Genomic DNA, 18491 nt, shown 5'->3' on the forward strand with positions numbered 1-18491 from the left:
ATGAGCGCCACCCTGCCCACCGGGCAACCTTCCGCCAACTCCGGCACCCCGCCCCAGAACCCGCTGCGCCGCGCCGCCGACCGCACCCCGCTGCGCCGCGCCGACGACCGGACCGCCGACCGCACGCCGAAGCGGCGCGCCGCCGACCGGGCGCCGATGCGGCGCTCCGACGACCGACAGCCCGCCCGGGCCCCCGGCCGCCGCACCGGCGACTACAGCAGCCGGCACACCGTCAGCCTGGTGGTGCCCGCCCGCGACGAAGCCCGCAACATCCCCTGGGTGTTCGAGCAGATCCCGAACTGCGTCGACGAGGTCATCCTGGTCGACGGCTCCTCCCGGGACGCCACCGTCGCGATGGCCCGCGCCTGCCTGCCCGCCGTCCGCAGCGTCCAGCAGGACGGCCCGGGCAAGGGCAACGCGCTGCGCACCGGGTTCGCCGCCGCCAGCGGCGAGTACATCGTGATGATCGACGCCGACGGCTCGATGTGGCCCGGCGAGATCCCGCACTTCCTGCACTTCCTCGACCACGGCTACGACTTCGTCAAGGGCTCCCGGCGGATCGCCGGCGGCGGCTCGCTCGACCTCACCCCGCTGCGAGCCCTCGGCAACAAGGCGCTGCTGCTGGTCGTCAACCGCCTGTACGGGGCCCTGCTCACCGACCTGTGCTACGGCTACTGCGCGTTCCGCCGCGGCTTCCTCGCCGAACTCGACCTGCACGCGACGGGGTTCGAGATCGAGGCGGAAATGGTCGCGCACGCGCTGCGCTCGGGACTGCGGATCGCCGAAGTCCCGAGCCTCGAACTTCCCCGCCGCAGCGGACGCTCCCACCTGCACGCCGTCTCCGACGGCCGCAGAGTGCTGCGCACCCTGCTCGCGGAACGCCCCGGCGCGGGGGAGGGACGATGAACGGCAGCGACCGGCGCCACCCTGCGGCCTGCCCGCCGCCCGCCGCACCCCACTCGCCGCACACCCCCGTCACCGTGGTCGAACTGGACCTGGACGACCCGGGCGAGGTGCGCTCGCCCGGCGGCCGAGGCCCCGCCGACCCCGACGGACGCGTGTCGGCGTTGGTGCGGCTGCACGGACACCCGCTCGGCATGGTGCACGCCACCGGGACGAGCGGCCGGCCCGCTGCGCTCGCCCGGGCGCTGGTCGCCGCCGCTCATCGCGAACTGCCCGTCCCCGCCCGCTCCAGCGCCGTCCCCGCGGCCGGGTACAGCCGCACCGCCCGCGACCGGGCCGGCGCCGACCGCCCGACCGTCAGCGTCGTCGTCCCCACCCACCACCGCCCCGAGGCCCTGCGGCGCTGCCTCGACACCCTGCTGCGCTCGCCCTACCCGCACTACGAGGTGCTGGTCGTCGACAACGCGCCCACCGACGACCGCACCCGCCTCCTGATCGACCTCCACTACCGCGACCGGGTCCGCTACCTGTGCGAACCCGTCACCGGTTCGGCCCGCGCCCGCAACTGCGGACTCGCCGCCGCCCGCGGCGAGTTGACCGCCTTCGCGGACGACGACGTGCTGGTCGACACCGGCTGGATCGACGCCCTCGCCGACGCCTTCGCCGACCTCCCGGAGACCGGCTGCGTCACCGGACTGGTGCTGCCCGCCGAACTCGACACCCCCGCCCAACGGGCCCTGGAGCTGTACGGCGGCTACGCCCGCGGCTACCACGCCCGCACCTGGTCACTGGCGGACGCCGAGGACCCGCTGCTGCGCTTCTCGGTCGGCCGGTGCGGCTCCGGCGCCAACATGGCCTTCCGCACCGAACTGCTGCGCCGCCTCGGCGGGTTCGACCCCGCCACCGGGGCCGGCACCCCCGCCCGCGGCGGCGAGGAACTGCTGGCGTTCTTCCGGATCCTCGGCGCGGGCGCCGCCATCGCCTACCAGCCCGACGCCATCGTCTGGCACCGCCACCCCCGCACCGACGGCGAACTCGCCGACCAGGTCTACAACTTCGGCGTCGGCTTCGGCGCCTACCTGACCGCCGCCGTCACCCACCACCCCGCCACCCTGGCCCCGCTGGTGCGCCGGCTGCCGCGCGGCCTGTGGCAGTGGCAGCTCGCCCACCGGGCCCGCACCGCCACTGCCCGCACCGCCACCGCCCGGGCCTGCGCCGCAGCGGCGGCCGCCGAACCCGTGCTGCCCGCCCACCTCGGCCGGCGCGAACTGTGCGGCCTGCTGTACGGGCCGCTCGGCTACCTGATCAGCGTCCGCCGCCAGCACACCGCCGACCGGCATGCCGTCGCGGTGGCCGCAGCAGGAGGTGCCCGGTGATGAACAGCGCGGTGGCGCACGGGAACCGGGCCGAGCGGAGGACCGCAGGCGCGGAGGCGCTGTGGGCCTCGGTGGCCGAACTCCGGGCCCTCGTCCCGGACGCGCCCGCCGCGGTGGTCGACCTCGACCTCGACCGGCCCGGCGAACTGCGGGCGCCCGGCGGCGGGCCCGTGCGCCCCGACGGCCGGGTGCTCGCGCTGATCCGCCGTCAGGGGCGCCCGCTCGGCCTGCTGACCGGAACCGCCGACCGCCGCGAACCGCAGCTGCTGGCAAGCGAATTGGCAGCCGAGGGAGAGCGGATCGGAACGCCCCGGGAGACCTGGGCGGCGCCCGCCGACGGGCCGCTGGTGAGCGTCGTGGTCTGCACCCGGGACCGGGAGGGGATGCTGCGACAGTGCCTCGACTCCCTGCTGCGGAACGGCTATCCGCACGTCGAGTACCTGATCGTGGACAACGCGCCCACCGGCCGGGCCGTCGAGGAACTGGTCGACGGGCGCGACCCGGGCCGGGTCCGGTACCTCCGCGAGCCGGTGCCGGGCCTCGCCAGGGCCCGCAACCGCGGACTGGCCGCCGCCCGAGGCGAGTTGATCGCCTTCACCGACGACGACGCGCTGACCGACACCGGCTGGGCGGCCGCCTTCGCCGCCCGCTTCGCCGCCGACCCGGCGATCGGCTGCGTCACCGGACTGGTGCTGCCCGCCGAACTCGACACCCCCGCCCAGGTCGCCTTCGAACGCTACTGCGGCTACAGCCGGGGCTTCGCCCCCGCCGCCTGGCGCCTCGACCGGCCGCCCGTCGACGACCCGCTGTTCCCGTTCACCGTCAGCCGCTGCGGCACCGGCGCCAACATGGCCTTCCGCACCCGACTGCTGCGCCGGCTGGGCGGGTTCGAGCCCGCGATCGGCGCCGGGAGCCCCGGCCGCGGCGGCGAGGACCTGCTCGCCTTCCTGCGGGTGCTGCGGGCCGGCGCCACCCTCGCCTACCAGCCCGACGCCCTGGTCTGGCACCGCCACCGCCGCACCGAACGCGAACTCGCCGACCAGATCCACAACTTCGGCACCGGCTTCGGCGCCTACCTGACCGCAGCCGCCGTCCGCCACCCCGCCCTGCTGCCCGCCCTCGCCGCCCGGCTCCCGCGCGGCGCCCGGCAGGCGATGCGCCGCGGCGACGACCAGGCCGCCCGGCACCAGGACCCCGCCCTCGCCGCCCTCGGCCGCCGCGAACTGCTCGGCCTGCTGCACGGCCCGGCCGGCTACCTGCGCGGCGCCCGCGAACGCCGCCGCACCGGCGAAGGAGCCGAGCCGTGACTTCCGAGCAACTCGCCACCGCGCCGCGCACGTTCACCGCCCTGCTGCGGGCCGAACTGGCCAAGGGCCTGCGCGCGACCCACCACCGGACGGACACACCGCACACCCCGGCCGACGACCCGGCAGCCGTGCGGCCGCCGCTGCCGGTGGCCGCCGGGCCGGTCACGGGCGCCGCCGTCGCGGACGCGACCGCCGCACCCGCCGCCACCGGCGGGCCGGACACCGACGCCACTCGCCGGCCGGGCAGCGGGGCCACCGCCGCACCCGCCCGGCGGGCGCACCGCCGGCCCGCGGAGCCGCTGCTGCGCAACGGGCACATGCTGGCCGGCAGCGCCCTGCTCTCGGCCGCCCTGGGCGCGGTGTTCTGGATCCTCGCCACCCGCTGGTACAGCCCCGAGACGGTCGGGCGCTGCACGGCGGCGCTGGCCGTTGCCGGACTGCTGTCGGGGCTCGGGCGGTTCAACCTCGGCGACGTGCTCACCCGGTTCGTGCCCACCGCGGGCCGCCACACCCGCTGGCTGGTGCTGCGCTGCTACGCCGTCAGCGTCGGCGCGAGCGGCCTCGCCGCCGTCGGCTTCCTGCTGCTGGTGCCCTGGATCTCGCCCGAACTCGCCTTCCTGCGGGACCCGTTGCCCGCCGCCGCGTTCCTGGTCGCGACGGCCGGCTACTCCGTCTTCGTGCTGCAGGACGGCGCGCTCACCGGGCTGCGCCGCACCGGCTGGGTGCTCGGCGAGAACGCCCTGTTCAACGTCGTCAAGGCCGTGCTGCTGGGACTGTGCGCCGCGCTCGCGGTGTCCAGCGGAATCCTGCTCGCCTGGTCGCTGGCCCTGCTGGTCGCCATCGCCGTCACCAGCGCCGTGCTGTTCCGGCACGCCATCCCCGCCCACCAGCGCGCCGACCGGGCGGGCGCGCCCCGACCGCGCCGGGTCCTCGGCTACGCCACCGCCGACTACTTCGGCAAGACCGCGGGCGTCGCCTGCGGCACCGCCGTCCCCCTGCTGGTCCTCGGCCGGCTCGGCGCGGACCAGGCTGCCTACTACGGCCTGGCGTTCATCATCGCCGACACCTTCTACGTGGCCGTCGCCTCGATGGGCGGCTCGCTGCTGGTCGAGGGCGTCCGCGAACCGGCCCGGCTCGCCGAGCACGGCCGCCGGATGCTGCGGCACGCCACCCTGCTGGTCACCCTGCCCACCCTCGCCGTCACCGCCGCCGCGCCGCTGCTGCTGCTGCCGTTCGGCCCCGGCTACGCCGAACACGGCACCACCGTCCTGCGGTTGATGGCGCTGTCCGCGCTGCCCAACGTCGTCCTCGGGGTGGCGATCGAGGTGGCCCGGGTCCGTCGCGCGCTGCGCACCCTGCTGCTGCTGGAGTTCGGCTCCGCCGGACTCGTCCTCGTCCTGGCCGTCGTGCTGCTGCCGCCGCTCGGCCTGACCGGCGTCGGGCTGGCCTGGCTGATCGCCGCCTGCGTCCTCGCCGTCCCACTGCTCGCCACCCTTCCCCGGTGGCTGCCCGCACCGCACAGGAGGCCGGCATGAGCACCCCACCCGCCACCGTCACCGTCGTCATCTGCGCCTACACCCTGGACCGGTGGGACGACATTCGAGCGGCCGTGACCTCCGTCCGGGCCCAGCTGCACCCGGTCGACGAACTGCTGCTGATCGCCGACCACAACCCCGAACTCGCTTCGAAAGCAGCCGGGTTGGACGGTGTCTCGGTGCTCGCCAACAGCGGCCCGCGCGGCCTGTCCGGCGCCCGCAACACCGGCGTCGCCGCCGCCCGCGGCGAGATCGTCTGCTTCCTCGACGACGACGCCACCGCCGCCCCCGACTGGATCCGGCGCCTGCTCGACGGCTACCGCGACCCCGCCGTGCTCGGCGTCGGCGGCCTGGTCACCCCCCGCTGGGACGGCGGCCGGCCCGGCTGGTTCCCGCCCGAGTTCGACTGGGTGGTGGGCTGCACCCACCGCGGCGCACCCCGCCGCCCCGCCGCCGTCCGCAACCTGATCGGCGCCAACATGTCCTTCCGCCGCACCGCGCTGCACGAGGCCGGCGGCTTCCGCACCGAACTCGGCCGGATCGGCACCCGCCCGCTCGGCTGCGAGGAGACCGAGCTCTGCCTGCGCCTGACCCGCCGTCACCCCGGCACCCGGCTGTGCTACGACCCCGCCGCCGTGGTCCGCCACCACGTCCCCGAAACCCGCGCCGCCTGGGCGTACTTCCGGGCCCGCTGCTGGGCCGAAGGCCGCTCCAAGGCCCGGGTCGCCCGCCTGGCCGGACCGCGCCGCGGCCTCGCCGAGGAACGCCGCCACCTGCGCCGCACCCTGCCCGCCGCCCTCGGCGACGACCTGCGGCACGCCCGGGTCGCCCGGGCCGCCGCCCTGTGCGCCGGCACCGCGCTCACCGTCCTCGGCTACGCCGCCGGGACCGCCGCCACCGCGTTCGGCCGCGCCCGCACCGCCGGGCCCGGCCCGGCCCCGCACCCGGGGAGGCGGCCATGAGCGCGGTCCCCGTCTTCCTGTACCACTCGATCTCCGACGACCCGCCCCAGTGGCTCGCCCCCTACACCGTCACGCCCCGCGCGTTCCGGGTCCAACTCGACCGGATCCAGGACGCCGGACGCCGGATCGTGCCGCTGCGCCGCCTGGTCGCCGCCCTGCACGGCGGACCGGCGCTGCCGGCCGACGCCGCCGTCCTCACCTTCGACGACGGCTACGCCGACTTCTACTGGACCGTCGCCCCCGAACTCTCCGACCGCGGCCTCGCCGCCACCCTCTACCTCACCGTCGGCGCGATCCACCCGCCCGGCGGCCGCGGCTCCGGCAGCCTGCTGCCCGACACCCCCATGCTGAACTGGCGTCAGGTCGCCACCCTGGACACCCTCGGCGTCGAGATGGGCGGCCACTCGATGACCCACGTCCCGCTCGACACCGTGTACGGCTCCCGCCTCGACGACGAGATCACCGGCTGCAAACACGGCCTGGAGGACGCCCTCGGCCACTCCGCCACCGCGTACGCCTACCCGCACGGCTACTCCAGCCGCACCGTCCGCGCCAAGGTCCGCGACGCCGGCTGGACCTCCGCCACCGCCGTCGAGAACAAGTTCAGCTCCGACCACGACGACCCGCTGCGGATCTGCCGCCTGATGGTCATGCACGACACCCCCGGCCAGGTCTTCGACCAGTGGGCGCTCGGCCGCGGCGCCCGGGTCGGCCCCGTCCCCGAAAGCCTCTACACCCGCGCCTGGCGCACCTACCGCCGGGTCCGCACCGCCCTCGGCAGCCCCGTCGGCGGACCACCCACGGCCTGAGGCGGAACCCACCATGAACGGCGCCCGCACCGCCCCACCCGACGAGACGACCAGCCTGCCGGGCAGGGGAGCCGAGTCCGCCCGCGGCCGGCCGGCCCGGTGGGCCGCGTACGGCGCGCTGCCGCTCGCCGTCGCCCTGTGGCTGCTCGCGCTGCGCAACGTCCCGCTCGGGCGGATGGGCGACCTCGGACTGCTCCAGGTGCTGCCCCCCGCCTACTGGGCCGCCCTCGCCGTCCTCACCGCCGGCTTCGTCCTGCTGCTGCGCCTGCCCCGCCCGCCCGCCGCCCTCGCCGCCGGCTACGTGCTCGCGCTGATCGCCGTCGTGCACGCCACCCCCAGCCTGCTGTACCCGGGCCCGCGCTACGCCTGGGCCTGGAAGCACCTGGCCGTCGTCGACGCGATGTTCCGGCACAACGGCACCGTCCCCCACGCCGACGGGCTCGACATCTACAACCAGTGGCCCGGGTTCTTCCAGCTCAACGTGCTGTTCCTGCGCGCCACCGGCCTGCACTCCGCGCTCGGCTACGCCACCTGGTACGAGCCGCTCGCCAACCTGCTGCTGCTCGGCCCGCTGCTGCTGATGTTCAGCGCCCTCACCCGCGACCCCCGGCTGATCTGGGGCGGCGCCTACCTCTACTTCGCCACCAGCTGGGTCGGCCAGGACTACTTCTCCCCGCAGGCCTTCGCCTACCTGCTGTACCTGCTGGTGCTCGCCCTGGTGATGCGCCGCCTCGCCCCCGCGGCCGGCCTCCGCTCCGATCCCGGCGCGGCCGCCGGCGCCCGCCCGCTCACCGGCGCCGCCGAGCCCGGGACGCGCCGCGGCTGGCGACCGGGCCCGTTCCTGCTGCTGCTCGCCCTGATCGGCGGCGTGGTCACCTCCCACCAGCTCACCCCCGTGATGCTGATCAGCACCCTGACCCTGCTGGCGCTTCCCCGCCGCAACCGGCACGTGGTCCTGCCCGTGCTCGCCGCCACCGTGGCCCTCACCGTCCTGTGGGACGCCACCGTCGCCCGCCGCTACGTCTCCGCCAACCTCGGCGACCTGGCCGGCGCCCTGCTCTCGCCCGACCGCAACGTGCTGGCCGGCGTCAACGGACTGGGCGCCGCCGCGCCAGGGCAGGTTCTGGTCGTCTGGGTCGACCGGGCCACCACCGTCGCCGTCCTGCTGCTCGCCGTCGCCGCGCTGCTGAGCCACCGCCGGCTGCGCGCCACCGGCCTGCCGCTGCTGCTCGCCGCCCCGCTCCCGCTGCTGCTCGCCAACCCCTACGGCGGCGAGATGATCTTCCGGGCGTACCTGTTCGCGTTGCCCGCCGCCGCCTTCCTCGGCGCGACCGTGCTGTTCGGCGGCCACCACCCCTGGCCCCGCTGGCGTGCCCCCGTGGTCTGCGCGGCCGCCTTCGCGCTGCTCACCGGCCTGCTGTTCGGCAACTACAGCAAGGAGGCGATGAACTGGTTCAGCCCCCAGGAGATCGCCGCCGTCCGGTACGTCGCCGCCACCGCCCCGCCCGGCTCCCGGATCGTCTCCGTCACCGCCGACCTGCCCGGCGGCGAGCAACGCTACGACCAGCTGGAACGCACCGTGCTCGGCCAACTGCCCGCCGACGACCAGCGAAACCTGGTCACCGACCCGCTGCCCGTCGTCCAGCACCTGATGGACGACCCCGGCGTCACCGGCCCCTCCTACCTGGTCCTCACCCGCGCCCAGGCCGCCGAATGCGAACTCACCGGCCGCCTGCCCGCCGGCACCGTCGACCGGGTCCACGCCGCCGTCGCCGGATCGCCCCGCTTCCAGCCCGTCTTCACCACCCCCGACGCCGTCGTCTACCGCTACTTGCCGCCCGTCGCCGCACCCGGCGGCCAGGGAGGTGCGCCGTGATGAGCCCGCAGACCCTCGCCCGGGCCGGCCTCACCCCCGCCCGCCTGCTGCTCGCCGCCTCCGGCTGGGCCGCCGTCCTGGTCACCGCGCTCCAGCCGGGCAACCCTGTGCGGGCCGCCGTCGTCGCCGCGTTCCTGCTGGCCGGGCCGGGCACCGCCGCCGTCCGGCTGGCCCGGGTCATGCCCGGCCGGCCCACCACCCTGCCCGAACGGATCGGCCACGCCGGACTGGTCGTCGGCACCAGCCTCGCCCTCGCCACCCTCACCGGCGAAGCCCTCCTGCTCACCGACTCCTTCACCAGCGTCCGCGCGCTCGTCGTGCTCGCCGCCCTCACCACCGCCGGCGCCCTGGCCCCCGCCCGCCCTTGGCGGCCGACGGCCCGTCACCTGGCCCCGCTCGCCGCCGTCCTCGCGCTGCTGCTGCTCGCCGGCTGCTCCGGGCTCGGCAAGGGCGACCCCGCGGCCGGCCGGGACGGCCAGGTGGCCGAGGCCGCCGGGACCGCACCCGGCGCCGGCGACACCACCGGGCCCGCCGCCCCCGGCCCGTGGCGCAGCGTCCTGCACGAGGACTTCTCCGGCACCCGACTGGACCACGGCGCCTGGGCCACCTGCTACGACTGGAACGTCAACGGCTGCACCAACGGCGGCAACCACGAACAGGAGTGGTACCTGCCGGGCCAGGCCGCCGTCCAGGACGGCGGGCTGCACCTGACCGCACAGCGCCGCGCCACCACCGGCAGCGACGGCAAGCACTACCCCTGGACCTCCGGCATGGTCACCACCGGCCGCGACAGCTGGAACGCTGCCCCCCGGCAGACCTTCACCTACGGGTACTTCGCCGCCGCGGTCCGGTTCCCCTCACCCGCCGAGGGCTTCTTCCCCGCGGTCTGGCTGATCCCCGCCCAGACCCGCTCCGCCCCGCCGGAGCTCGACATCGCCGAGTTCCCCGGCACCAACAGCTCCGTCGGGATGAACCTGCACTGGCAGACCACCGACGGCAACGACGCCCACACCGGCAGCAGTTGGGGCCCGCTGTCGCTGGCCGCCGGCTACCACGTGGTCGCCGCCGACTGGGAACCCGACTCCGTCACCTGGTACATCGACGGTGTGCAGCGCTACCGGATCACCGACCCGGCGCGCGTCCCGCAGGTCCCGATGGAACTCGTCCTCAACCTGGCGGTCGGCTACCCCTCCGCACCGCCCGCCGCCGTCACCGCCGCCCAGTTCGACGTGGACTGGGTGCAGGTCTGGCAGCACTGAACTCCCGCACCGGCAATCGGAAGAGGTGAACCCGCCGTGCCGCACACAGCCCGGCCCGAACTGGACCGCGACGTGCCCGTCCTGATGGTCCGGGTCGGCCACTACCCCTACTCGCACAGCCCGATCGGCGCGGTCCGCTCCTTCGGACGCCTCGGCGTGCCCGTGCACGCCATGGTCGAGGGCCGGTGGACCGCCACCGCGACCTCGCACTACCTCACCGGCGTCCACGTGCGGCCCACCACCGGACGCGAACCCGCCGCCGAACTCATCGAGACCATCCGGTCGGTGGCCCACTCGATCGGCCGTCCCGCGGTCGCGGTCTGCACCGACGACGAGTCCGCGTGCCTGCTCGCCGAGCACGCCGCCGAACTCGCCCCCGACCTGCTGCTGCCGCCCGTCCCCGCCGACCTGCCCCGCCGGCTCGCCGACAAGGGAGGCCTGTACCAGGTGTGCCGGGCGAACGACGTGCCCTCCCCGCGCTCCGCCACCCCCGCGACCATGGACGAACTCCTGGACGCCGCAAGGGAGCTGGGCTACCCGCTGGTGCTGAAGAACCTCGCCCCGTTCAGCCGCCTGGACCACCCGCTGGTCAGCCACACCACCGTCATCCACGACGAGGCCGACCTACGCGCCCTCGACCGCGGACCCGCCCAACCCGCCGTCCTCGCCCAGGAGTTCCTGCCACCCGAACACTGCGAGGACTGGTTCACCCACCTGGTCTGCGGCCCCTGCGGCGTACCGCTGCTGGTGTTCACCGGCCGCAAGGAGCGCGACTGGCCCCCGGGCGGCGGCTTCACCACCCTCGCCCACTCGCTGCCCAACCCCGAACTCGCCGCCCTCGCCACCGACCTGTGCCGCCGCATCGGCTACAGCGGCATCGCGGACCTGGACTGGCGCTACGACCGCCGCGACGGCCGGTACAAGCTGGTCGACTTCAACCCCCGCCAAGGCGCCCAGTTCCGGCTGTTCGAGACCACCGGCGGCATCGACGTGGTCCGCGCGCTGCACCTGTGGCTGACCGGCCGCCCCGTTCCCGACGGCCCCCAACTGGTACGCCGCTTCCGGGTCGGGCGCCTCGACCTGCTCTCCGCCGCCGCCCACGCCTGGCAGGACCGCCGCCCCCCGCGCTACCTGCTGCCCACCCGCGGCACCGTCCGCGCCTGGGCCTGCCACGACGATCCCGTCCCGCTGCTCTACGAACTCGCCCGCACCGCCGGCACTGCCACCACCCGGACCGCCGGCCGCCTCACCGGCCATTTCGCCAGGGCCAGGTGACCGGCCGTCGGACCGCCCCCGGGCAAGCGGGCGAGCGGGCGAGCGGGGCTGGGAGAGGGCCACGGCCGGGAGCCAGGAGGGCATCGGGCCGTCGAGCCGCAGGCCGGGGGCGTCCGGCCGGGTGGTGCGCGGCAGACGGCGCGTAGGGAGAGCGTCAGGCCGCGTCGTGCCCCGGGACAGAACGCCGGGCAGGCGGCGTCCGGCAGGTGGCGTGCAGGGGGTTGGCCCGTTCACCCTCGGGGACGGGGCGCCCGGCGGGGCTCGGGAGGCGTCAGGTCATGGTGCCCCGGGCGAGGGCGTCCGACAGGCGGCGGGCTGCGAAGCCGGTGCCGCAGACGAACCGCATGACCGGGCCGAAGGTGTCCGCCGCGGCCAGGCCCGCGAAGTACAGGCCCGGTACCGAGGACTCGAAGCCGGCCGACAGCCGCGGCGAACCGGCGTGGGTGCGCAACGCCTCCCGCACCGGCGGATCGAGCAGCTCCAGCCGTCCCACATCGACCCGGTAGCCGGTCGCCACCACCACGTGCTCGGCCTCCACCGGCTCCGGCGTGCCGGACAGCCGCAGCCGCACGCCGCCGTCGACCTCCTCGACGCCCGTCAGCGCCCGGCCGGCCACGACCGGGACCCGGCCCTCGAAGCGCCCGGCCAGCCACCACGCGCCGGCCGGGCCCAGCACCGTCCGGACCAGCCGCGCGCGGGTGGCATCGGGCAGGTGGCGGAACGCGGCCGGGCCACGGGTGATCGCGAGCAGCGGCCAGCCCGGGCCGAGCGGCGAGACCGGCGAGCGCAGCCGGGCGGGTGCCGAGCGGGGCGCGCCGTCAGGCGGCGGCGTCCCGAACAGCACGCCCTCGCCCCGCACCACCACCACCGGGTGGGCGCCCGCCTCGGCCAGCAGCGTCGCGCTCTCCAGCGCGGACTGCCCGGCGCCCACCACCGCGACCCGCCGCCCGGCGAACGAGGCCGGGGCGCCGAGCGCGCTGGAGTGCGAGGCCAGCCCCCGCCCCACCGGCTCGCGCAGCACCGGCGGCACCCACGCGTACGGCGGGAAACCGCTTGCCAGCACCACCGCGCCCGGCCGGAACACCTCGCCGCCGGCCAGCTCCACCCGCATGCCGTCGGCGTCCCGCCCGACCGCCACTGCCCGCTCCTGCTCCACCTCGGGCACGCACCGCCGCCGGAACCACTCGCCGTACCGGACGAACTCGTCCACCGGGATCGCGTACCGGTCGTCCACCGGCGCCTCGCCGCACTCCCGCCGGAAGTCGTCGAAGCCGTGGCCCGGCGTCGGCGCGGAGATCGAGGACGCCCGGGGGGTCGACTTCAGGTACATCCCGGGCGGCATCCGCTCCCGCCAGCTCTCCATCGGCACGCCCAGCACCCGGAACGGCACCCCCCGGGCCCGCAGGTGCGCCGCCACCGCCAACCCGTACGGCCCCGCACCCACCACGGCCACCGCTGTGCTCGCCGCCGCCATCGGAAGCCTCCTCCGCTCGGCTGCCTCCAGCATGCGACGGCCCCGAACCCGCGGCACCCGGTGCGGGGCCCCGGCCTTGGCCCGCCGCCCGCCTCCCCGCACGGCCGGCTGCTCTTCCGTGCGTTCGCGGTCCTGGAGAGCGGCGACGAGGTCGCCGACCGCGACCGGCGTGTCCGGACGCACCCAGACATCGGAACCCTTCGACGGCGGGCAGCCGGACGTCCCCGGCGTGGCCGCTGAGCCTGCTGTTCCGCGAGGGGATCTTCGCCTTGATCACACAGGCCAACGCCCCTAAGCTCCCGGGACGACCACCCCGGGGGCAGCCGCTGTGCACATCACCACGTCCTACCAGCTCACGTACGACGATCTGCGCCGCGGCCTGACCCTCGCCCACCGGCGGCGTCGTCGAACTCGCTTGATCTGGTAGGTGTGGTGGCGGCGTCGTCACCGGCGGGCGCCCAAAATGCCGTTGTCCGAAAGGCGTTGACCATCAGAGGGGGACGAACGGCCGTGTCCGAGCAGTGTCCGCAGTGCAGGAGAACAGAAAGTACCCTCAGGGCGCGTCAGGCGTACGAGGGTGATCCGCCCGCGCTCGAGGTGGCGCCGCCGGCGCCGCCGCCGGTGACCCGGATCGCCACCGCCGAGCCCCGCTGGAACCCCGGCACGCGGACCGTGGCGCTGTTCGTCGGCGGCTACCTGGCGGTGGCCCTCGTGGCGGTCCTGAGCGCCGAGGTCGCCGGGGTGAGCGGTGGATCCGTCCTGGCGGGGGTGCCGCTGCCCGGCGTCGGGTTCTGGGTGGTGCTTCACCTGGCTCGCAGCCGGGCTCCGCGTCCTGCGGCCAACGCCGAACAGGTGTCCTTTCACAAGGTCGTCTGGACCCGGCGGATGCAGGTGTGGGAACACGCCTGGTTCTGCTCGGCCTGCCGGGTGGCGTTCTGGCCCGCCGGGGCGCTGAAGGCCGCATTCCCCGCCTCGCCCGCCGTGCCGGCGCACGAGTTCCCGCTGATGGTCGCCACGCTGGCGGAACGGGCGTACGCGCCGGCCTGACGACCGCCAGGGCGGGCGGCGGAGTTCGGCGGAGACCGGCACGCCGAGTCGGCCCCCGGGGACGGCGTTCTGGCTGGCCGATGGGTGGTCAGGTGGCGGGGGGCGGGTGTTGCGGCGTCGGCTCGCGCCCGGCTGGCGCTCGCGCTGCGCGGGCGGGGGCGCCCGCAGGAAGCCGAAAGTGAGGCCGGGTCAGCGATCGTTGTCCAGGGGGGCCCGGCAGGTCCGACAGCGACGGGCAGGACGGTGCCGTCCGTGGTCCAGGCCGAACGGCCACCGTCACCGGGAGGGACGGCCCCCAGCCCTGGTGGCCCGGACCCGGGCGAGGCCTTGCGCGTTGGCGCGGGGGATGCGCGCGCGGGCGATGGCGGTCAGGCGACCGGTGGGGCGAGGGTGAGGGTGTGCTGGGTGTGTTCGACCTTGGCGCGGAGGTAGCGGAGGTTGCTGGGGGAGAGGTGGACGCCGGTGGGGACGCGTTCGGTGATGGTGATGCCGAGGGCGGTGAGTTGGGCGGCCTTGTCGGGGTTGTTGCTGAGGAGCCGGACGGCGGGGACGCCGAGGGTGGTGAGCATCTGGGCGGCGGCGGTGTAGTCGCGGCCGTCCTCGGGCAGCCCGAGCGCGGCGTTGGCCTGGTAGGTGTCGAGGCCGGCGTCCTGCAGGGCGTAGGCGTCGAGCTTGTTGTAGAGGCCGATGCCGCGGCCCTCCTGGCGGAGGTAGAGCAGGTAGCCGCCGGTCTCCGCGATGCGTTCGACGGATTCGCGCAGCTGGGGGCCGCAGTCGCAGCGGGCGGAGCCGAAGACGTCGCCGGTGAGGCACTCGGAGTGCAGGCGGACCAGCGGGGCGGCGGTGGCGGAGGGGTCGCCGAGGGCGAGGGCCAGGTGTTCGGCGCCGTCGACCAGGCCGTGGAAGGTGTGCACGTCGGCCTCGACCCGGTAGCCGTCGCCGAAGGCCAGCGGGATGCGCACGCGGGAGCGCACGGTGGCGGCGGGCCGCTGCTGGGTGGTCTCGGGGTGCGTCATGTCGGGTCCTCCGGGGGCCGCGAGGGGTGGTCGCCTGCGGTCCGGCCGAGTTGTTCAAATTCGAACCGGATCGCGCTCGCCCGACGGTACACCGAGGTTCCAATTTGAACAACCAGCGTCCCCGACAGCATTCCCCGCCCCGCGAGCCCCACCGCCCGTCCGGACCCACAGCGGCCCGAAGCCCTCCCGTTCGGCCCACCAGCCCCGGGGGTACCCGCGGGTACCCCGGCAAGCTGAAGGGGCATCGGCTCGCAACCGGACAGCAGCGCCGGCCGGCAGGAGAGGGAGAGGATGTCGAAGGCATTCGGGTTCGTCGCGTACGGCGGACCGGAGCAGCAGGAGTTCCTGGACCGGCCAACCCCCGAACCGGGGCCCGGCGCGGTGCTGATCGAGGTCAGGGCGGCGGGCGTCAACCCCGCCGACTGGAAGAAGCGGCAGGGCTGGTTCGGCACCGAGGCCGCCCCGCCGCTGGTGATGGGCAGCGAGGCGGCCGGCGTGGTGACCGCCGTCGGCGAGGGCGTGCAGGGCTTCGCGGTCGGCGACGAGGTGTTCGGCATCGCCCCGGGCGGCGCGTTCGCCGAGGAGACGCTGCTGGCGGCCCGCACCACCGCCCGCAAGCCCGCCGACATCGGCTTCGCCCAGGCCGCCGCGCTGCCGGTCGCCGCCGCCACCGCCTACGACGCGCTGAACCAGCTCGACCTGCGCGCCGGGCAGACCCTGTTGATCGTCGGCGTGGCCGGCGGCGTCGGCAGCGCCGCCGCGCAGATCGCCCACCACCGCGGCGTCACCGTGCTCGGCACCGCGGGCGAGGGTAGCGCCGGGTACGTGCGCGCCCTCGGCGCCACCCCCGTCCGGTACGGGCCGGGCGTCGCCGACCGGCTGCGCGGCGTCGCCCCCGAGGGGGTGGACGCCGTGCTCGACCTGATCGGCGGGGACGCCGTCCGCGACGTGGCCGGCGTGCTGCGCGAACCCGGACGGCTGGTCTCCACCGCCGACCCGGCCACCGCCGCCGAGCTCGGCGGCGCGTACGTCAAGCGGGACGGCACCGCGGGTCCGCTCACCGCCGTCGCCGAACTCGTCGCCGCCGGGAAGCTCGACCCGAACATCACCGCCAGCTACCCGCTGGAGCGGGCCGCCGAAGCGATGGCCGAGGTCGAGTCCGGGCACGCCCGAGGCAAACTGATCCTGGAGATGAGCCGACCGTGAAGATCACCGAACCGAGCCCCGGCGCGCCCTGCTGGGTCGAACTCGCCACCAAGGACCCCGCCGCCGCCAAGGCCTTCTACCACGAACTGTTCGGCTGGCGCGCCGAAGTGGTGCCCGACGAGAAGGCCATGGGCTACACCAGGATGTACCTCGGCGATCAACTCGTGGCCGGGCTCAGCGGATTGATGCAGCCCGAGCAGCCCATCGCCTGGACGATCAGCTTCCACACCCCCGACACCGACGCGACCGCCGACGAGATCGCCGACGCCGGGGGCGAGTTGATCGTCCCGCCGACGGACGCCCTGGACTGGTGCCGGTTCGTGATCGCCCGCGACCCGACCGGCGCGGTGTTCTCCACCTGGCAGCCCGCGGCCCTGCACGGCGTCGACCTGCTGAACGAGCCCGGCTCGCTGGGCTGGGTCGAACTCGCCACCCGCGACCCGCAGGCCGCCGTCGCCTTCTACCGCAGGGTGTTCGGCTGGAGCGTCAACGCCGGTGAGATGTACACCCAGTTCGGCCTGGCCGGGCGGGACTTCGGCGGCATGATGGACATGTCCGACCAGTTCCCGGCCGAGGTCCCGCCGTACTGGATGCCGTACTTCGCGGTCGCCGACGTCGACCTCGGCGCCGAGCGCGCCGCGCTGCTCGGCGCCACCGTCACCCTGCCGCCCACCGACGTGCCCGACGGCCCGCGCCTGGCCGTGCTGCGCGACCCGCAGGGCGCGGTGTTCGGCATCCACGTCGCCTACCCGGAGAGCTGACGCCGGGTCGGCGGACGGGCAGGAGAAGGCGGGTCGGCCGGATCGGCGGCGGGCCCGCCTTCCGCACGTCACGGGAGCGGGCGACGGGCCGGGCCGGGTTCAGACGCGGGCGGAGGGCAGGTCGGCGGACGGGGCGGCGGACGTGCCGGGGCGGCCGCGCTCGCGCAGGCGCGGACCGAAGCCCACCGCCGCGGCCGACAGCGACACCGCCAGCGCCGTCAGCGGCACCCAGTCGCCGAGCCGCACGTACCAGGTGCGGGCCGACGGGTCGGCGAGCGACAGCCGGACGGTCACCGCACCGGCCTCGCCGGTGGTCAGCCGGACCTGGCGGCGGCCCTGCGCGTCGTACGCCACCGACTCGCCGGTGAGGGCGGCCTGCACCACCGGGCGGCCGGTCTCCGCGGCGCGGATCGCGCCCAGCGAGGCGTGCTGGGCGGGAGCCCAGGTCGACTGGAAGGTGGACGTCGCCGACTGGTAGACGATCAGCTCGGCGCCCTGCCGGGCCGCCGCCCGCGACATGTCCGGGAACGCGGACTCGAAGCAGATCAGGGTGCCGATCGGCAGCGGGCGCCCGTCCTGGCCGACCACCGGCAGCAGGTGCACCGCACTGCCGGGGGCCCGGTTCTCGCCCGCGGCGGCGCTCACCCCGGCGATCCAGCCGAGCAGCGGCCGCAGCGGGATGTACTCGCCGAACGGCACCAGGCGGATCTTCCGGTAGCGGGCCACGATGCCGGAGGAGTCCACCAGCACCGCGTCCTTGGAGATCCGGCCGTCGGCCTTGCGGGCGTCCTCGCCGACCATCAGCTGCGCGCCGGTGGAGCGGGACAGCGCGGCCAGCCGGTCCACCGTCGCGCCGTCCCGGTCCAGGTCGGCGGTGGTGGAGCTCTCGCCCCACACCACCAGGTCGACCGGGCGGCCCGCCAGCGAACGCGTGATCCGCACGTTCGCCTCCAGCCGGGCCTGCTCGTCCGCGGTCTGCCCGGCCTGCACCAACGCCACCGACGCCGAGCCCGAGGTCGCGGGCGCGGCCTGCGCCGCGAACAGGACCGGGCCGGCCAGCACCGATGCCAGCGCCGTCCCGCCCGCCAGCACCCGCAGGCCCACGCCCTCGGCGCAGGCCAGCACCACCATCGCGGTGTTCACCGCGACCAGCGCCCAACTCACCAGCCACACCCCGCCGACAGTGGCCAGCCCGAGCACCGCCGGATGCTCCCACTGGGACGCGCCGAGCAGCGCCCACGGCCCGCCCAGCGCGTGCCAGGACCGCGCGTACTCGGCGCTCACCCACACCGCGGGCAGCACGGCGAGCGCCGCCGCCGACCGACGCGGCGTCAGCCGACCGTGCAGCAGCCACCAGGCGGCCAGGCCGAACGGCGCCTGCAGGACGCCGAAGACGACCGCCAGCAGCGGCAGCGCCGGACCGATCGACGGGATCAGCCAGTACATGCCGGTCAGGATGAACCCCGCGCCGAACCACCAGCCGCGCACCGCCGCCTCGCGCGGCCCGCCCGCCGCCCGCATCACCAGCAGGCCCGGCACCAGCGCCACCCAGGCGAGCGCCGCCAGCCCGGCGCCGGGGAACGTCAGGACGGGCAGCGCACCCGAGACCAGCGCGCCGTAACGGGCCGGGCGGGAGAGGGCGGTTCGCAGGTTCATGCGGAGATTGTCCGCCCGGACGGGCCGGA

The 18491-nt window shown here is 75.8% G+C and carries 15 protein-coding genes; 12 read left to right on the top strand and 3 right to left on the bottom strand.

Translation table 11 applies throughout. The annotated features are described in order from the left end of the window. From BX266_RS30125 to BX266_RS30160, 9 genes are read left to right on the top strand one after another with little or no spacing between them, the layout of a single operon-like run. Complete coding sequence (locus BX266_RS30125) at window positions 1-906, top strand: glycosyltransferase family 2 protein (RefSeq protein ID WP_259464923.1); 906 nt, start codon at window positions 1-3, stop codon at window positions 904-906. Further along, window positions 903-2279 (top strand): glycosyltransferase family 2 protein, encoded by a 1377-nt coding sequence (locus BX266_RS30130; RefSeq protein ID WP_099904927.1) that lies wholly within the window; start codon window positions 903-905, stop codon window positions 2277-2279. Before BX266_RS30125 ends, BX266_RS30130 begins: the two co-directional genes overlap by 4 nt. Beyond that, window positions 2279-3586: a glycosyltransferase family 2 protein gene (locus BX266_RS30135; RefSeq protein ID WP_099904929.1), complete on the top strand. Its 1308-nt coding sequence runs from the start codon at window positions 2279-2281 to the stop codon at window positions 3584-3586. The genes BX266_RS30130 and BX266_RS30135 overlap by 1 nt, the downstream gene beginning before the upstream one ends. Then, entirely contained in the window at window positions 3583-5121 is a 1539-nt protein-coding gene (locus tag BX266_RS30140) for a lipopolysaccharide biosynthesis protein (RefSeq protein ID WP_099904931.1), read from the top strand. Before BX266_RS30135 ends, BX266_RS30140 begins: the two co-directional genes overlap by 4 nt. Continuing rightward, on the top strand, window positions 5118-6083 hold the full coding sequence (locus BX266_RS30145; RefSeq protein ID WP_218969284.1) for a glycosyltransferase family 2 protein: 966 nt from the start codon (window positions 5118-5120) through the stop codon (window positions 6081-6083). Before BX266_RS30140 ends, BX266_RS30145 begins: the two co-directional genes overlap by 4 nt. After that, window positions 6080-6892 (top strand): polysaccharide deacetylase family protein, encoded by an 813-nt coding sequence (locus BX266_RS30150; RefSeq protein ID WP_099904933.1) that lies wholly within the window; start codon window positions 6080-6082, stop codon window positions 6890-6892. Before BX266_RS30145 ends, BX266_RS30150 begins: the two co-directional genes overlap by 4 nt. 13 nt (window positions 6893-6905) lie before the next feature. Continuing rightward, window positions 6906-8768, top strand: coding sequence for a glycosyltransferase (locus BX266_RS38990; protein WP_099904935.1), 1863 nt, complete (start codon window positions 6906-6908; stop codon window positions 8766-8768). Further along, the gene (locus BX266_RS30155) at window positions 8768-10027 is read left to right on the top strand and encodes a family 16 glycosylhydrolase (RefSeq protein ID WP_099904937.1); all 1260 of its coding nucleotides are present in this window, start codon (window positions 8768-8770) and stop codon (window positions 10025-10027) included. Before BX266_RS38990 ends, BX266_RS30155 begins: the two co-directional genes overlap by 1 nt. A 36-nt stretch (window positions 10028-10063) precedes the next feature. Continuing rightward, window positions 10064-11302: an ATP-grasp domain-containing protein gene (locus BX266_RS30160; protein ID WP_180290671.1), complete on the top strand. Its 1239-nt coding sequence runs from the start codon at window positions 10064-10066 to the stop codon at window positions 11300-11302. Between the two features lie 271 nt (window positions 11303-11573). On the opposite strand, the gene BX266_RS30165 is transcribed toward BX266_RS30160, so the two are convergent. Then, window positions 11574-12776, bottom strand: a complete 1203-nt coding sequence (locus tag BX266_RS30165; RefSeq protein WP_099904939.1) for an FAD-dependent oxidoreductase — start codon at window positions 12774-12776, stop codon at window positions 11574-11576. A 621-nt stretch (window positions 12777-13397) separates the two neighbouring features. On the opposite strand from BX266_RS30165, the gene BX266_RS30170 reads away from it, so the two are divergent. Beyond that, on the top strand, window positions 13398-13823 hold the full coding sequence (locus tag BX266_RS30170) for a hypothetical protein (protein ID WP_143687031.1): 426 nt from the start codon (window positions 13398-13400) through the stop codon (window positions 13821-13823). A 368-nt stretch (window positions 13824-14191) separates the two neighbouring features. Here the strand turns inward: BX266_RS30170 and ribA are convergent, their stop codons facing one another. Further along, window positions 14192-14839, bottom strand: coding sequence for a GTP cyclohydrolase II (gene ribA / locus BX266_RS30175; RefSeq protein ID WP_099904943.1), 648 nt, complete (start codon window positions 14837-14839; stop codon window positions 14192-14194). Between the two features lie 291 nt (window positions 14840-15130). Here ribA and BX266_RS30180 point away from each other — a divergent pair, with 291 nt between their 5' ends. Both BX266_RS30180 and BX266_RS30185 read left to right on the top strand, forming a co-directional pair. Next, complete coding sequence (locus BX266_RS30180; protein ID WP_099904945.1) at window positions 15131-16045, top strand: NADP-dependent oxidoreductase; 915 nt, start codon at window positions 15131-15133, stop codon at window positions 16043-16045. Further along, complete coding sequence (locus tag BX266_RS30185) at window positions 16042-16806, top strand: VOC family protein (protein WP_099904947.1); 765 nt, start codon at window positions 16042-16044, stop codon at window positions 16804-16806. The genes BX266_RS30180 and BX266_RS30185 overlap by 4 nt, the downstream gene beginning before the upstream one ends. A gap of 99 nt (window positions 16807-16905) precedes the next feature. On the opposite strand, the gene lnt is transcribed toward BX266_RS30185, so the two are convergent. After that, window positions 16906-18462: an apolipoprotein N-acyltransferase gene (gene lnt / locus BX266_RS30190; RefSeq protein ID WP_099904949.1), complete on the bottom strand. Its 1557-nt coding sequence runs from the start codon at window positions 18460-18462 to the stop codon at window positions 16906-16908. Between the last annotated feature and the right edge of the window lie 29 nt (window positions 18463-18491).

The organism is Streptomyces sp. TLI_171 (assembly GCF_003610255.1).
In the GTDB taxonomy this organism is placed as follows: domain Bacteria; phylum Actinomycetota; class Actinomycetes; order Streptomycetales; family Streptomycetaceae; genus Kitasatospora.

Excerpts from the sequence above, each read along its gene's own strand:
- BX266_RS30125 (WP_259464923.1), top strand. The coding sequence starts at position 1 with ATGAGCGCCACCCTGCCCACCGGGCAACCTTCCGCCAACTCCGGCACC.
- BX266_RS30130 (WP_099904927.1), top strand. The coding sequence starts at position 903 with ATGAACGGCAGCGACCGGCGCCACCCTGCGGCCTGCCCGCCGCCCGCC.
- BX266_RS30135 (WP_099904929.1), top strand. The coding sequence starts at position 2,279 with ATGAACAGCGCGGTGGCGCACGGGAACCGGGCCGAGCGGAGGACCGCA.
- BX266_RS30145 (WP_218969284.1), top strand. The coding sequence starts at position 5,118 with ATGAGCACCCCACCCGCCACCGTCACCGTCGTCATCTGCGCCTACACC.
- BX266_RS30150 (WP_099904933.1), top strand. The coding sequence starts at position 6,080 with ATGAGCGCGGTCCCCGTCTTCCTGTACCACTCGATCTCCGACGACCCG.
- BX266_RS38990 (WP_099904935.1), top strand. The coding sequence starts at position 6,906 with ATGAACGGCGCCCGCACCGCCCCACCCGACGAGACGACCAGCCTGCCG.
- BX266_RS30155 (WP_099904937.1), top strand. The coding sequence starts at position 8,768 with ATGAGCCCGCAGACCCTCGCCCGGGCCGGCCTCACCCCCGCCCGCCTG.
- BX266_RS30165 (WP_099904939.1), bottom strand. The coding sequence starts at position 12,776 with ATGGCGGCGGCGAGCACAGCGGTGGCCGTGGTGGGTGCGGGGCCGTAC.
- ribA (WP_099904943.1), bottom strand. The coding sequence starts at position 14,839 with ATGACGCACCCCGAGACCACCCAGCAGCGGCCCGCCGCCACCGTGCGC.
- BX266_RS30180 (WP_099904945.1), top strand. The coding sequence starts at position 15,131 with ATGTCGAAGGCATTCGGGTTCGTCGCGTACGGCGGACCGGAGCAGCAG.
- lnt (WP_099904949.1), bottom strand. The coding sequence starts at position 18,462 with ATGAACCTGCGAACCGCCCTCTCCCGCCCGGCCCGTTACGGCGCGCTG.